Origin of the sequence: Acinetobacter sp. CIP 101966 (assembly GCF_000369725.1) — a bacterium.
GTDB classification, from domain to species: Bacteria; Pseudomonadota; Gammaproteobacteria; order Pseudomonadales; family Moraxellaceae; genus Acinetobacter; species Acinetobacter lwoffii_Q.
Genome location: NZ_KB850160.1, coordinates 39,798 through 54,782, shown reverse-complemented (window position 1 = coordinate 54,782; position 14,985 = coordinate 39,798). Strand labels below are relative to the sequence as shown.

The 14,985-nt window shown below is 42.4% G+C and carries 17 protein-coding genes; 5 read left to right on the top strand and 12 right to left on the bottom strand.

What is annotated here, in order from left to right; genetic code table 11:
• Nucleotides 1–451: 451 nt before the first annotated feature.
• From F891_RS06345 to ftsY, 4 genes are all read right to left on the bottom strand, one after another.
• Nucleotides 452–1,066 (bottom strand): DUF2057 family protein, encoded by a 615-nt coding sequence (locus F891_RS06345; protein WP_005262769.1) that lies wholly within the window; start codon nt 1,064–1,066, stop codon nt 452–454.
• 211 nt (nt 1,067–1,277) lie between these two features.
• Nucleotides 1,278–1,871: a nitroreductase family protein gene (locus tag F891_RS06340; RefSeq protein ID WP_004731228.1), complete on the bottom strand. Its 594-nt coding sequence runs from the start codon at nt 1,869–1,871 to the stop codon at nt 1,278–1,280.
• A 196-nt stretch (nt 1,872–2,067) separates the two neighbouring features.
• The gene (locus F891_RS06335) at nt 2,068–2,757 is read right to left on the bottom strand and encodes a nitroreductase family protein (RefSeq protein ID WP_004645250.1); all 690 of its coding nucleotides are present in this window, start codon (nt 2,755–2,757) and stop codon (nt 2,068–2,070) included.
• Between the two features lie 177 nt (nt 2,758–2,934).
• Nucleotides 2,935–4,038: a signal recognition particle-docking protein FtsY gene (gene ftsY / locus F891_RS06330; RefSeq protein ID WP_004278679.1), complete on the bottom strand. Its 1,104-nt coding sequence runs from the start codon at nt 4,036–4,038 to the stop codon at nt 2,935–2,937.
• Between the two features lie 177 nt (nt 4,039–4,215).
• Between ftsY and F891_RS06325 the strand changes: the two genes are divergently transcribed.
• Nucleotides 4,216–5,625: a M16 family metallopeptidase gene (locus F891_RS06325; protein WP_005262768.1), complete on the top strand. Its 1,410-nt coding sequence runs from the start codon at nt 4,216–4,218 to the stop codon at nt 5,623–5,625.
• The gene (locus tag F891_RS06320) at nt 5,625–7,199 is read left to right on the top strand and encodes a M16 family metallopeptidase (RefSeq protein WP_005262767.1); all 1,575 of its coding nucleotides are present in this window, start codon (nt 5,625–5,627) and stop codon (nt 7,197–7,199) included. Before F891_RS06325 ends, F891_RS06320 begins: the two co-directional genes overlap by 1 nt.
• Here F891_RS06320 and F891_RS06315 read toward each other — a convergent pair.
• Complete coding sequence (locus F891_RS06315) at nt 7,123–7,446, bottom strand: hypothetical protein (RefSeq protein WP_005262766.1); 324 nt, start codon at nt 7,444–7,446, stop codon at nt 7,123–7,125. The two genes, F891_RS06320 and F891_RS06315, sit on opposite strands and share 77 nt — an antisense overlap.
• A gap of 98 nt (nt 7,447–7,544) precedes the next feature.
• On the bottom strand, nt 7,545–7,904 hold the full coding sequence (locus F891_RS06310) for a hypothetical protein (RefSeq protein WP_004278683.1): 360 nt from the start codon (nt 7,902–7,904) through the stop codon (nt 7,545–7,547).
• A gap of 224 nt (nt 7,905–8,128) precedes the next feature.
• Between F891_RS06310 and F891_RS06305 the strand changes: the two genes are divergently transcribed.
• The 3 genes from F891_RS06305 (at nt 8,129) to F891_RS06295 (ending at nt 9,430) form a co-directional block, all read left to right on the top strand.
• Nucleotides 8,129–8,362 carry an SEL1-like repeat protein gene (locus F891_RS06305; protein WP_005262765.1) on the top strand — a complete coding sequence of 78 codons (234 nt, stop codon included), beginning with the start codon at nt 8,129–8,131 and terminating at the stop codon, nt 8,360–8,362.
• A 151-nt stretch (nt 8,363–8,513) separates the two neighbouring features.
• Entirely contained in the window at nt 8,514–8,894 is a 381-nt protein-coding gene (locus F891_RS06300; protein WP_004278687.1) for a DUF2750 domain-containing protein, read from the top strand.
• A 104-nt stretch (nt 8,895–8,998) separates the two neighbouring features.
• Nucleotides 8,999–9,430, top strand: coding sequence for a CBS domain-containing protein (locus F891_RS06295; protein ID WP_004278688.1), 432 nt, complete (start codon nt 8,999–9,001; stop codon nt 9,428–9,430).
• Nucleotides 9,431–9,558: 128 nt separating this feature from the next.
• Here F891_RS06295 and trpB read toward each other — a convergent pair whose 3' ends face one another.
• From trpB to F891_RS06265, 6 genes are all read right to left on the bottom strand, one after another.
• Nucleotides 9,559–10,767: a tryptophan synthase subunit beta gene (gene trpB / locus F891_RS06290; protein WP_004278689.1), complete on the bottom strand. Its 1,209-nt coding sequence runs from the start codon at nt 10,765–10,767 to the stop codon at nt 9,559–9,561.
• A 107-nt stretch (nt 10,768–10,874) separates the two neighbouring features.
• Nucleotides 10,875–12,062 carry a vWA domain-containing protein gene (locus tag F891_RS06285; RefSeq protein WP_005262764.1) on the bottom strand — a complete coding sequence of 396 codons (1,188 nt, stop codon included), beginning with the start codon at nt 12,060–12,062 and terminating at the stop codon, nt 10,875–10,877.
• Between the two features lie 13 nt (nt 12,063–12,075).
• Nucleotides 12,076–12,927: an AAA family ATPase gene (locus tag F891_RS06280; protein ID WP_005262763.1), complete on the bottom strand. Its 852-nt coding sequence runs from the start codon at nt 12,925–12,927 to the stop codon at nt 12,076–12,078.
• 20 nt (nt 12,928–12,947) lie between these two features.
• Nucleotides 12,948–13,331: a hypothetical protein gene (locus F891_RS06275; RefSeq protein ID WP_005100077.1), complete on the bottom strand. Its 384-nt coding sequence runs from the start codon at nt 13,329–13,331 to the stop codon at nt 12,948–12,950.
• 21 nt (nt 13,332–13,352) lie between these two features.
• Entirely contained in the window at nt 13,353–13,658 is a 306-nt protein-coding gene (locus F891_RS06270) for a YcgL domain-containing protein (protein WP_004278695.1), read from the bottom strand.
• Between the two features lie 130 nt (nt 13,659–13,788).
• The gene (locus F891_RS06265) at nt 13,789–14,931 is read right to left on the bottom strand and encodes a ribonuclease D (RefSeq protein WP_005100076.1); all 1,143 of its coding nucleotides are present in this window, start codon (nt 14,929–14,931) and stop codon (nt 13,789–13,791) included.
• Nucleotides 14,932–14,985: the final 54 nt, after the last annotated feature.

Sequence of the window (14,985 nt, the reverse complement as noted above, 5' to 3'; positions counted from 1 at the left end):
AGGGTGCCAATCTTGGCTCATCAATTTTCTGACAAATATTTCTCAAATAAACTTCGAGTAATTTCTACCATCAATCAATGAAAATAATTTCGATCAATCAACCAGTAAAAATCCACACAAGTTGTTCTTCATAATCTCTTAATGATCTTCTTAAAACCTCGTCAGTTTCAAGCTCCAACCCAATCACTTAACGTTTCGTTTCATGCATTGCGTTGGTGTGCTGCGTATTTTATACAGTTTCAAAACGAGCGCAAGGGCTTTTCTTAAAAATATTCAAAAAAACCAATCATGCGTTTATTTTTTAATCTAAAAGGCTATTTTTAACACTTTTTTTGCATTTTTCTAGCTAATTCCACATGAAAAGTTTAAGCAAATGTTAATTTTCTAGCCCTCATCTTATAAAAAAAAGATCACTTTAATAGTGATCTTTTTGATTCTTCATCAAAATATTTTAATTTGCCTGCTCAGCGAGCCAAGTCATAAATTTTTGACGCTCAGCTTTAGAAGCCTTCTGCCATAATTGAATCAGCTGCTGATCATTCTGTTCTGCTGACTGAGTATATATAGCTGCCGGTTGATTAACTTCTGTCGCAGCTTGAGTTGTCAAATCCACTTTTTTAGTCAACACTCGATTTCCAAACCATGGTTTCGCTGCATCTTTAGCGCCCGTCTGCTGGACTAAGAGCTGATTTTTTGCATCATATAGACCAATAATGGGCTGATCTTTATATTTTTGCGCTGCATCAAAATCCTTAGGCGCCTGAATGAGTGCTAAACGATAAGTCTCACCATCTTTAAGGCTGGGTGTTTTTACCGTAACAACACCTGACTTTAAAATGTCATGTGAATTGTCTGAATGCTGGAAAAATTCGTTATAGCGTACACTGATCGCATTTACACCTGCATCCAAGCTATAAGTCTGATTAGAACGCAATAGACCCGAGTTCACCTCCTGATCATTTACGGCAACAATTTTTATTTCTTCAGGTACTGTGACGGTCACTGCCGAAAAAACTGGTGTGCTAAACAGAAACACTGCTGCAGTTGCCGCAATACGTAAACCCATATCCTATACTCATTTTTGGTTGTTTATTAAAAATTAGCTGCACTATGCCGCGTCTAAATGACAATCTTATGACAAAAGCTGGAGCGATACAGCCTGTGTTCTTAGCATTTATTTGGCTAGACATATTACATCACATCTAAATACAACTCGAAGACATAAAAAAGAAGCATCAACGTGCTTCTTTTAAATCTACTTTTTAATCTAAAATTATTTATGCAAAGGTCTTAAAGCGCTCTGCATCATCCATAAAGGTTTTTTCCCCTGCAGGAGCTTCAATCGAACCAAATACCAGTTGAGCGCGAAGCTTCCAGTGAGATGGTATTTCGAAAGTTTGTGCAACTTCTTCATCAATAATTGGATTGTAGTGCTGCAATGAGGCACCGATATTTTTTTCTGCCAAAGCGGTCCAGGTTGCAAACTGTGCAATAGCGGAAGAATGCTCAGACCAGACCGGAAAGTTATCGGCATAGAGTGCGAACTGCTCCTGCATCGACTTCACCACATTCTGATCTTCATAAAACAGTGCGGTACCATAACCTGCAGCAAAAGCATTGATCTTGCTATTAGTTGATTCAAATGCATCTGCTGAAACAAGGTCACGTAAAGTTTCACGTACAATATGCCAGAAGGTATCATGTGATTGACCAAATAAAATCACCACACGCGAGGTTTGCGAGTTAAAAGATGACGGACTGTGCTTCACCGCATCTTTAATGATTTTCTCAATTTCTGCTTGATCCAGATCTACATTTTTTCCAATTGAATAAATGCTACGGCGTTGTTTGATTTGATCTAAAAATGCCATGAACCCACCTCTGTATATTTTGGTTATTTGAAAATCGATAAAGTTATATTACGTGCTTTAAGCACCCAAGACAGGTGCATTTCGATAACAATGTGTTTTATTTATAGAACAATCAGATTTAGATCTGAGTAGCGTATTTGTATCTGATTTTATCCGCAGCTTCCATGCTGTCACATATAAAGTGTTCTATAAACTTTTAATTAAATACTTTGAAACGATGCTGATCCGGTTTTTGTAATTTTTCTTCTACTGTTTGTTCAATTGATCCAAAGCAAAGTTGGGCTCGCAACAACCAGTTCTTTTCAATTTCAAAATGCTCAGCGACCCTTTCATCAATCAGTGGATTGTAGTGCTGTAAGGATGCCCCTAAGCCAGAATCTGCCAGCGTCGTCCACACAGCAAATTGCGCCATACCGGAAGTTTGTTCCGACCATGCTGGAAAATCTTCACTATTTAATGGCATTTTCTTTTGTAATTGTTGAATCACGGCTTGATCTTCATAAAACAAAACCGTGCCATAGGCAGCAGCACATTGATTCAACTTGATTTCCATTCCTTCGTAAATAGATGCCGGCATATGCTGACGCTGTACCTGTTTCACAATTTCCCAGAATTGATGATGAGAATCTGCAAATAACACCACAATGCGCGTAGTTTGAGAATCATAAGCCGAAGGGCAACTGCGCACTGCTTCCTGAATGATTTCGCCAAGATAAGTCTGACTATAATGTACCCGCTTACCGAGTTGATCGATACTACGGCGCTTTTTCAATTGATCGACAAAAGTCAGTTCTAAATCACCATTCAGTTTATTTTTTCTTGAAAATTTAAAATCCTTGGTTATATCGCTTGTTAATACCTGACCAATCTTATTTAGCAATGCCATTTTCTACCCCACAAAAAACAAGCCAAATCAGCTTAGAAAATCCCCTACAATTATAAGGCCTTTATCAAGATGGGCAGATTTAGTGGTGGTTTTACTGTCGGTTTTTACAACACTCAAACCAGCCAAAAACAACAAACTCCGCACTTGGCGGAGTTTATGTGAAGCATTGCACATTATTTATTTTTCAGTTTCAAATAATGCAGCAACAAAAGATTTGGCAGAGAATGGACGCAGGTCATCAATTTTTTCACCCACACCAATAAAGCGAATCGGCACATGAGTACGACTGGCGATATTAAACAGTACCCCACCTTTGGCAGTACCATCAAGTTTGGTAATAGTTAAGCCCGTCAAGCCTACCGCCTCATCAAACATCTCGACCTGATTAATAGCATTCTGACCAGTACCGGCATCGACCACCAACATCACTTCATGAGGTGCAGTGGCATCAATTTTCTGCATTACACGTTTTACTTTAGTCAATTCCTGCATCAAATGACCTTTGTTATGCAAACGGCCCGCTGTGTCTGCAATCAATACATCCACACCTTTGGCACGCGCACTTTCAAAAGCATCGAAAATCACTGAAGCTGAGTCAGCACCATGACCCTGAGCAACAACCGCAATATTATTACGCTCACCCCAGATCTGGAGCTGTTCAGTTGCAGCCGCACGGAAAGTATCGCCTGCTGCCAACATGACGGTCTTGCCTTCACCTTGCAGGCGCTTTGCCAACTTGCCAATGGTAGTCGTTTTACCGACACCATTCACACCAACTACCAGAATCACATAAGGCGATTTATTCGGATCAATATGCAGCGGTTTTACCCGTGGTGCCAATAAAGCCACCAGTTCTTCCTGAAGCGCTTTATAGAGTGAATGCGAATAGATCAAATCACCACGTGCCGTACGTTCAGTCAGGTTAGCGATAATGGTCTTGGTGGCTTCCACACCGATATCGGCCACCAGAAGCTGCTCTTCGACTTCTTCTAATAATTCATCATCAATTTCTTTACCACCGATCAGGATATTTACCATCCCATCGGCAAGGTTTTTACGGGTTTTGGTTAAACCCACTTTCATACGGCTAAAGAAGCCACCTTTCGCCGCAGAATCTTCATTTTCAGTTTCTGTTTCGACAGGTGCAGAAACTACAGCTGTTTCGCTTGGCGTTTCTACGATAGGCACATTGACCGCAGGTAAGCTCGGTAATGTGACATCATCATCTCCGATATCAGCATCAATCAAAAATTTGTTTTGCCCATTAGATTGCTGTTGCATGCCGAATCCTTGAAAAGCATTGCGTTAAAAACCCAGATTCTACCATAACTTGCCTGCTTTGCAGCTAGCAATGCAAATGCTGGACAAACATACCAAAAAGCTACAGCTCTCGGTTGCTTTCAAGCACGCATTTATTAAAAATAACTCTAAATACAAACGCCTATTTCAGGAGATCTAGTGTTCATCACCTTTTTGACTATCTCCTCTTTCTCGCAAATGATCAAACAGACGCTTTATCCACTCGGTGCAGCAGTCTTGCTTAGCCTGAGTTTTAACTCGGTTCAGGCACAAACCCGAAGCGAATTGTCACGGACTACTTTTGAAACCACTTTAAGTAACGGTTTAAAAGTCATTATTCGGGAAGACCATCGTGCGCCCATGGTAATGACACAAATTTGGTACAAAGTCGGCAGTAGTGATGAATCCGGAAATATTCTGGGGGTATCCCATGCACTTGAACATATGATGTTCAAAGGCACTCATAAAGTCCCAAATGATGAATTTACCCGTCTTAGCCGGATTTATGGCGGCAGTATCAATGCGGCTACCTTCACCAATTACACCAATTATTATCAGCTTTATCCTAAGGCCTATTTTCCTATGGCGCTGGAACTTGAGTCTGATCGGATGAGTAATTTACTGCTTCGACAGCAGGACTTCGAGCCAGAAATTAAAGTCGTCATGGAAGAACGGCGCCAGCGTACCGATGACAATCCGCGTGCGCAAGCCTTTGAACGGTTTAAATGGATCAGTTATCCGACCAGCCACTACCGTCAGCCGGTGATTGGACACATGAAAACTCTGAATAATATTCAGTTGAATGATGTCAAAAAATGGTATCGGGATTGGTACAGTCCGAATAATGCCATTCTGGTGATTGTTGGAAATGTAGAATCTGAAGCTGCTTTGGCTCAGGTACAAAAATATTTTGCTGACATTCCCGCACGCCCAACACCAGCACGCAATGATGTACTGGAGTTTGAACGCTTAGGCTATCGGCATATGGAGATTAATAGCAATGTTCATGTGCCCAATCTGTACATGACCTGGAATGTAAAATCCCTTGGCACTGCCAAAAACCCCCAAGATGCTTATGCCTTGACCATTATTCGCAGTCTTTTGGACAGTGGCATTTCTTCGCGCCTGCAAGACCGTTTGGTACGTGAGCGTAAAATTCTGACCTCTGTCAGCGTTTCTTATGATCCCTATAATCGCGGCGACAGCCTGTTTGGTATTTCTGCCTTACCTGCGCCGGGCATCTCTTTGCAAGAGGCACAACAAGCAATTCAGGATGAAGTGGATTTACTTAAAACTACAGCGATGACCCAACAGGAAGTGGATCGTATCAGTACCCGCTTTATTTCCAATTTGATCTATAGCCAGGATGATATTGCCGGACAAGCCAAAATGATTGGAAATCTGGAGGTCAATGGCTTGAGTTATCGCCTGATGGATGAATTACCGAAACACTTTGAAAGTGTCAGTATTCAGGATATCCAGCGTGTCGCAAACGCCTATTTTGTACGTGAAAATCTCAGCACGCTTTATCTCGCTCCTGAACAAAACACCCAGCAACGGGGATTATAATGCTTCAACTTCGTTCATTTTTGCTTATTTCAATTTTAAGTCTTAGCTCGGCTACCCATGCAGAAAACTATCTGGATCCCCAGCCTAACCAAAATGATAATCCGAGTCAGTTACAGTCTATCCCTTTGCTGCAAAGCTTAAAAAATATTAATCAGCAACGGGATTTTCAGGCGCCTTATATTCATGATCTAAACAATCGCTACAAAGTACGCACGCTGTTTGTTGAAACGCAAGATCTTCCCATGGTAGATATCCAGCTGACCTTTAATGCCGGTTCGGCCCGTGATCAGGAAATTGCCAAAGGCCTATATGGTCTATCCAATATGGCAGCCAAGTTGATGCGTGAAGGAACCGACAAATATAGCGCCAATCAGGTGGCGGAAGTTTTTGACCAAACCGGAGCACAATTCAGCGTACAAGCCTATCGGGATATGTTTGTGGTTCGTCTGCGTACGCTTTCAGACCCGGAAAAACTGGAACCCGCATTGGGCATGCTGATGGAGGTTCTCAAGAATGCATCATTTAAACCATCCAGCATTAATCTGGCTTTAAGCAATACCCAAGTGGGACAAAAACAGCTGCAGGAAAATCCAAGCCGACTCATGGATATCCGTTTTTATCGTGCCCTATATGGTCAACACCCTTATGCAGAACCAATCAGCGGTACCCAAGGCAGTACCAAGAAAATTAACGCAGAATTATTGAAAAAATTTCGTGATCAGTTTTTGGTGGCGCAAAATATGAATATTTCCATTACTGGAAAACTCAGCCCGAAACAGGCACTGGAACTGTCTGAACGCATTGCCGGTAATTTACCCCAAGGGCAAAAAGCAGTGCGATTGCCACAACCTGAAACTCAATCTGGTTTTGAAGTGGTACATCTACCCTATAACTCGTCTCAGGCGCATGTCACCTTTGGGCATTTAGGCCCAACTCGCTTTACTGAAGATAAACTGGCTTTAGAGGTCGCCAATCGCATGTTTGGCGGTAGCGGATTTAATGCGGTATTGATGCAGGAACTGCGGGTGAAACGTGGTTTTACTTATGGCGCTTATAGTTCGTTGAGCTTTAGTCAGGCACCGGGCGTATTCAGCTTTAAGTATTCCACGCGTCAGGATCAACTGCTAGATAGCATTCAGGTCGCACATCAAGCATTTATCAACTTTGTCAGTCAACCTATTGATACTCAGCGTCTGGAAGAAACCAAAGCAGGCATGTTACGTGCTTTTCCTAATAATTACAGCAGTAATGCCACCATTAATGCCCAGCTAGGCAATATGGGTTTTTATAGTGAGCAAACTGATTATTTATCCAGTTATCCAGAACGCTTGGCTAAAATCACAGCGGCAGATGTACAAAATGCAGTGCGCAAGCATTTTCATCCTGATCGCTTAACCCTGGTCGTTGTCAATAAAGAACTGGATCAAAATGCTTTGAAAATGCGTTTGGAACAGAATTTAAGGGATGCCAATTATTACCTACCAACAAATCCTATGCCTAAGGCATCTCCACAGAGACCGGCGGAAGCTGACGTGCCCGAAGCGATTCCTGCTGATAAGCCTGCATCAATTTAAGGTACTGCCCACGACGGATATGCTGCTGATCTAACAAGGCGAGTGCCATATCTTGGGTTTGGGGAAGGTTTTGCTGTTTAGACAGTTGTTGAATCTGGGTGACTTGGGAAAGGCTAAGCGGACGATATAAAGCAAATGCGGCTAAAAGTAGAATGACCGCAATAATAAAAATAACCACACTGTTATAAATCTGTTCCAGTTTGATTCTGCTGAAAAATTGGCTTAGTTTTTCTGTATCTATAGACATACACTACCTCAGGTTAGAGGTAGTGTATGGTCGCAGTTACATAAGTTCAAGTCAGCGCACTGAATATTCACAAGAGCTGAATCCTGCTATTTTGGGCATTAATTCATTATTCTAGTAATAATTGTTGAATACAGCACCAATGCAACAACAAGCAATACCAGTGCAATTGCAAATTTACTTAAACCGGCTTCTGCTTCAGGCGGATGTAAGCGATCCTCATCTGCAATGCGGACCAGCTCACCATTATAGAGTTTATAAAACTGCTCACGCTGGTTTTCGTCCAGCGCCCGGGTAAAGTCGTAGACTTCTTTACGTTGTGCCAGCCCATAATCGCCTAGATGGGTATATTTACTGAATATAGCTTGATCGAGTTTTTTACGATGCAAATCGGCAAGTTCCATAATTTGACCTGCAGTCGGAGGCATATCAAATTTCACACCATCTAAAGTTCTTGTCATCATGGCCTTCTCCTTATTGTTTGCTATCAATTTACAATGTAGCTTAATAATATTTATAGTTGTGTATAGTTTAATCAGTTAAACTATAACTGAAGTAAACAAATAAAATCGAATAGTTGACTTTTCCATTATTTTGTAATATTAGTTTAACAATACTAATTTATATTTGTATTTAGACTAAATAGTCTATCCTGTAATCATAATTAAAATTAAGGAGTTTTTATATGATACAACAACTCTCTCAACACGATCTGGAACATCTGTACGCAGATGCCGTGAATACCATTCAATCGCAAATGAACTTTGCTGATGCGGTAAAACAGCTTGAAGAAGCCGCTCGTGCAGGCCATGGTAAAGCAGCGCTCTTTTTAGCAGAACTTTATTATCAAGGTTTCCGTGTAGAACGAGATTCACTCAAAGCCCAGTACTGGCAAAACATGGCCATCATGCAAGCATAAAGAAACGTCACCTAGGTGGCGTTTTTTTCAGCCCTTTTTTCAATAAATAGCAATCAATACATATTTTCTTACGAATCCTTGCAAAGCTGAAACAGTAATTTCATATAAAGTTCCTAGAATAGAGCCTGAACTCCAATAGCACTTTATTCTAATGAAACCACGAAAAATTATTCAAATTGATCCGATCTGCAAAAACTTTCTGTTAAAGATCACGATGCTTAAATCTTTGATGAATTGTGGCGAGCTATGGGGCGCATATCACCAAGGCTGGGCGATGATGCGTGACCAGGAAGACTGTATCTTCCCATTCTGGCTCAATCCGCTGGATGCTAAAAATTATGCCCAGCAGCATTGGCCGGATTACATCCCGCGTAAAATCAATTCTGAAGATTTTGAAAATGCATTATTGCCGACCCTGTCGCGACTGAATGTTACGCCAGCCCTGTTCAACACCAATGGAACCAAACTCAAACTGACTGCTGCACAGATGCGTCATCTGTTTTTTTCGCAACAAAGACTGCACATTGCTTAAATAACATGCTATTTATAAAGACTAAAACCTAAACACTTAGAGATGTTCAGGTTGAATACATACTCTAGGATTAATAATAAATTAACCAATAAGGATGATTAAGCATGACCAATGTGGCACAGGTGCTCAGTGAAAAAATGCATCAAGCTATTTATACCATCCGTCCAGATTCTACCGTTTTAGAGGCCATCACCTTGATGGCAGATAAAGGAATCGGGGCGCTTGTGGTAACCCATGAAGACAACGTGGTGGGGATTTTGTCAGAGCGAGATTACACGCGTAAGATCGCGCTGATGCAAAGAACCTCATTCGACACCACTGTTAATGAGATCATGACCTCTAAAGTGATTACCGTAAATACAGCTACTAGCGTAGAAGACTGTTTATCTCTGATGACTGAACGCCACCTACGCCACTTACCTGTGGTCGAACATGAAAAACTGATCGGTTTGATTTCAATTGGGGATTTGGTCAAAGCGGCCATGGATGACCAACGCAAATTAATTGAACAGTTACAGCAATATATCTCAGGTTAAAATATCATCTAGCTTTCTCTAAGGCATTTGAAGATCACTTAAATGATACAAGATAAAGTTTTATATCTGATGCATAAAAAATCCCGGTACGTGTACCGGGATTTTTTATATGAACATTTTGAATAAAATCAGTTGAGACCTAATTTTTCTGCGACGTAATCTGAGTCTTTATCACCACGACCTGATAAGTTCACCACAATCTTGGTATCTTTTGGCAATTTACCCGCTTCACGAATGGCCCAAGCTACTGCATGTGAACTTTCCAGTGCAGGCACAATGCCTTCAACGCGTGAAAGGGTCATAAATGCATCCAGACATTCCTGATCAGTTGCTGTAGTGTACTCTACCCGTCCCAGATCTTTTAACAGACTGTGCTGCGGGCCTACTCCTGGATAGTCCAGACCAGAAGCAATTGAATGCACTGGTAAAGGTTCGCCTTGTTCATCTTCTAGCACATAACAGGCCATCCCGTGTAACTGGCTCGGCTTACCCAAAGTTAATGTTGCTGAGTGCTTGTCAGTATCCAGACCATGACCTGCCGGCTCAACGCCTACCAGTTTCACATCTGGTTCATTTAAAAATGCAGTGAATGCGCCAACTGCATTGGAACCCCCACCGACACAGGCAACAACATAGTCAGGATTTGCACCAAAACGCTCATTGGCCTGAACTTTAATCTCATCACCAATAATCGACTGGAAATCACGTACCATCATCGGGAATGGGTGCGGCCCGACTACCGAACCAATGGCATAGATGTAGTTTTTCGGGTCTTTTAAATATTCTTCAAAAGCACTGTCGACTGCATCTTTGAGTGTGGCTGTACCGCGAGTCACAGAAATCAGCTTGGCACCCAGAATTTTCATCTTGACGACGTTTGGATGCTCTTTTTCAATATCCACTTGCCCCATATGAATTTCACATGGGATACCCACCAAGGCACATGCAGTTGCCAAAGCAACACCATGCTGGCCGGCACCGGTTTCTGCAATGACTTTGGTCTTGCCCATATATTTCGCAAGTAAAGCTTCACCCAGACAATGATTGATCTTGTGCGCCCCGGTATGGTTCAGATCTTCACGTTTCAGATAAATCTGCGCCCCGCCAAGCTGTTCAGAAAGACGTTTGGCATGAAATAAAGGACTTGGGCGACCGACATAATGGGCAAACAGATCTTTCAATTCATTCTGAAACTCTTCAGTCTGACGAATTTCCTGATAGGCCACATTAATATCATCCATGGCCTGTTTCAGATCGGGTGGAATAAACTGACCGCCATACTGACCAAAAAAACCCTCTTCATTCGGTAACGCAATACCATTAATTTGATGAGCCATAATCATGCCTGAAATTTTAAATAAGAGATAATGAGTGACTTTATACTAGAATAATTTGTTTTAAAGCACTAATAACTATAGCTAAAGTCACTTATAGATAAATGGAATTAACGCGCCAGATATTTGGTCATGTCTTCAATGCCTTTCAGCGTCATTGGAAACATATGATTTTCAAATATCTGCTGGATCAGACCAATGGTATGGGTGTAATGCCAGTATTTTTCTTCTTCCGGATTCAGCCAAGCAGTTTTATCAAAATGCTGACGCAGACGCTGTAACCAGACCTGTCCAGCTTCATCATTCATATACTCAACCGAACCACCGACAGAATTCAGCTCATACGGCGCCATACTGGCATCTCCGACCACAATCACGCGGTAATCACGGCCATAGGTATTGAACAAATCCCAGGTATTGATGCGTGAACTGGAACGACGGATATTGTCTTTCCAGACATAGTCATAGAGACAGTTATGGAAATAGAAATATTCCAGGGTCTTGAATTCGGTTTTCGCCGCACTGAACAGCTTTTCACACTGGGCAATATGCGCATCCATCGAACCACCGACATCGAACAGCATTAAAACTTTAATACGGTTACGACGCTCGGGCACCAGTTGCACATCCAGAATGCCCTGCTTGGCCGTTTCACGAATCGTACCATCAATATCCAGCTCTTCGGCTGCACCCTGACGGGCAAACTTACGCAAACGGCGCAATGCCATCTGCATCTGACGGCTACCCAAAATCTGTTCATCATCCAGATTGCGGTATTGACGCTGCTCCCAGACTTTCACCGCAGAACGCTTACGCCCCGGCCCGCCAATACGCACACCTTCGGGATGATCGCCATAGGCACCAAAGGGTGAAGTGCCACCGGTACCAACCATCTTGTTACCGCCCTGATGTTTTTTATGCTGTTCGCGCAGACGCTCTTCCAGCATTTTCATCAGTTCTTCCAGCGATCCGGCCTTTTTCAGCTCTTCGCGCTGCTCCGGGGTCAGATGCTTCTCGAGCAATTCGAGATCGAACCAGTCTTTGGGCAGCTTATGCACCTGATTTAGCAAGTCATCCAGATCAAAGGTCGCGATACCATCAAAATAGTCTTTCATGGCGCGATCGAACTTGTCGAAATAGCGCTCGTCTTTGACCATTACAGTTTTGGCCAGCTGATAGAACTCGTCCTGATCGGCAAAGACCAGACCTGCAGCAACTGCCTGATTCAGGTCAATCAATTCGCGGGTCGATACCGGTACACCGTATTTGCGTAAGGTATAAAACAGTCGCACAAACATGCGTGTTTCTCCCTTAACGACGTGACATAAATGCTAGACGTTCGAGCAACTGCACATCTTGCTCATTCTTGATTAATGCACCGTACAAAGGTGGAATTGCTTTAGATTTATCAGTATTGCGCAGAATATCTTCCGGCATGTCGTCAGCCATGAGTAGACTGAGCCAGTCGATCAGTTCAGACGTTGAAGGTGGTTTTTTTAAACCCGGAATCTGGCGCAATTTAAAGAAAACCTGTAAGGCTTCATTCACCAGTGTGGTCGAGATATTGGCAAAATGCACATCAATGATTTCACGCATGGTGGCTTCATCTGGGAATTCGATGTAATGGAAGAAGCAACGACGCAGGAAAGCATCTGGCAATTCTTTTTCATTATTTGAGGTAATGATCACGATTGGGCGCTGAGTTGCGGTAATGGTCTCGCCTGTCTCGTACACATAGAACGACATTTTATCGAGTTCATGCAGCAAGTCATTTGGAAACTCGATGTCTGCCTTGTCAATTTCATCAATCAGCAGAACACAGCGTTCTTCACTAGTAAATGCTTCCCACAATTTGCCCGGCTTGATGTAGTTCTTGATGTCATAGACACGGTCATCACCCAACTGGCTATCGCGCAAGCGCGATACTGCATCATATTCATACAGACCTTGCTGTGCTTTGGTAGTAGACTTGATGTGCCAGGTGATCAGTTCCAAACCCAGACTTTCTGCAACTTGCTCGGCCAGTAAAGTCTTACCTGTACCCGGCTCCCCTTTGACCAGCAACGGTTTTTGCAAACTGCGTGCAGCTTTCACCGCAAGTTTTAAACTGTCAGTCGCGATGTACTGATCGGTACCTGAAAATTGTTGAATATCAGCAGACATGATTGAACCTTATTTTTTACTTACAGCGGTGAACTTTTCTCGTGAACACGAATATTGCTTTTGTTCGACACATAAGTCGACCAGCAATAGCCAATCACAGATCCGATCCCAATGACAAATAAAATAAGTGACGCATTAATCCAAACCAGGGATTGCTCTTTGGTCAACACCCCAAATAACAGACCGAAGATCGCAGGTGCAATAGAAGCATTCGCCCCCTCAGATATCGTCGGTGTCAACAGAATGGCAAAGGCCACAATCCACAAAAAACCGCCCATAGGTTTAGGTAGACGTTTGGTTACGCCATACCAGCACCATAAAGCAATCAGGCTGCCGAGCAAATAAACTGCTACGGCAATGCTCTGTTCAGGAATTGAGTCTAATACAGCCACATAACCATTCATTTCACAACTCCTGAATTAACATTAAGCACCGCGTAAACCTTCTGGTGCGACCGCATTTGGATCAATCAAGCCCTCTGGCGGCATTTGCAGGAAGAAACCGCGAGTTTCAATAGAATCCATAACATGCAAGACATTGGCACGTGCCAGTTTACGTGATTCACTTAATTCAAGATGCATGACAAAAGTCGCACGTCCAAATGCTGCCTGCACTGCTTCAGTTAATACACTTAAAGGCTCGAATGTTTCAGCTTCGCTTTCATTCGCAGGACGCGCCACATACAGATACATTTCACTTTTTTTGCTGGATTTGTAGATAGACACTTGCATATTTCAAACGACTTTTCTGGAAAAACAACCGCAAGGATACATCAAAAAAAAGACAGAAACATTAGCCACGTCTCATGCATCAGTCGTGATTTTGTATAATTGCTTTTTCTTTAACCAATCCTGCAGCCAATCACTCGCTGACTTTCATCTGGGTAGACAGATAAGATTCATCCTGATGCAATACCTGAATCAGTGGCTGAGTTAATAACTCATAGCGCCAGCCGAGTAGATAATCCGGCAGATCCTGCTCGTCCTTATGGAAAACCACATGTTGATACAAGGCATTCAGCCATTTCTTACGCATCAGGACTTCTTTCGGAATTGAAGTTTCATTGACTACATTCTGAATAATTGAATCAATTTTTTCACCAATATCTTTGGAAGAGTGGCGAATTGGACGTGCCAGACGTAAAGGCCAATTTGCCGGCTCCGGCAGGAATTTCAGTAAATCTAAAATGGTTTTACCATGCTCACGAACCACATTCGAACGAATGTCTTTCACATGACTCAGCTGGAAATTATTGCGCGGGAATTTTTCCACCAGATCAATCATGCTGGCATTTTTTAAAATGAAACTGCGTGGCTGATTCAGTGCTTTGGCAATCTGATCACGCCAGACCATTAATTGCTGCAATTGCATCAGCTGACGGCGTGAATGCCGGTAATTTCCGACATCCTGATACAACAAGGCAGTTGGGGTATCTTCGCCAATTTCCTGAGTCAGAAACCGGCAATCTTGCAAGGCAAAATCCAGCAGATCTTTCGAATCTAGATCCTGTTTAATTTTCTCTGACAGTTGCACCAGATAATGCACATCATTGGCAGCATAGAGCAACTGTTCGGAACTGAGTGGACGCGCCAACCAGTCAGAACGGGTCTGGTCTTTTTCGATATCGATTTCCAGCATCTGCTTCAGCGCATTTTGATAGCTGACTTGCAGACCATGCCCCAAAAATGACATGCCGACCTGGGTATCAAACACATTACTCAGCGATTTCTTCTGGGTATAGTGATAGATCAGATCGATATCTTCACTACAGGCATGAAAAATATTCTGCTGTGCGTTAAAAATTTTATTAAGGAACTCAGTCAGATCTAGCGTGGTTCCATCCAACAAATAGACCTTATTGTCTACGTTAATCTGAAAAACACCCAGCTTAGGCCATAAGGTATCAACCTTGATAAACTCGGTATCCAGCCCATACACTGAATTCTGATCCATCAGCTTCAGTACATGAGTTAAGTCGTTTTGATGTTGAATAAATTGAAACATAGAACTGAGTCTAAGATTAGATTCTCGATAGATCCATATTAACTGATCTATAGA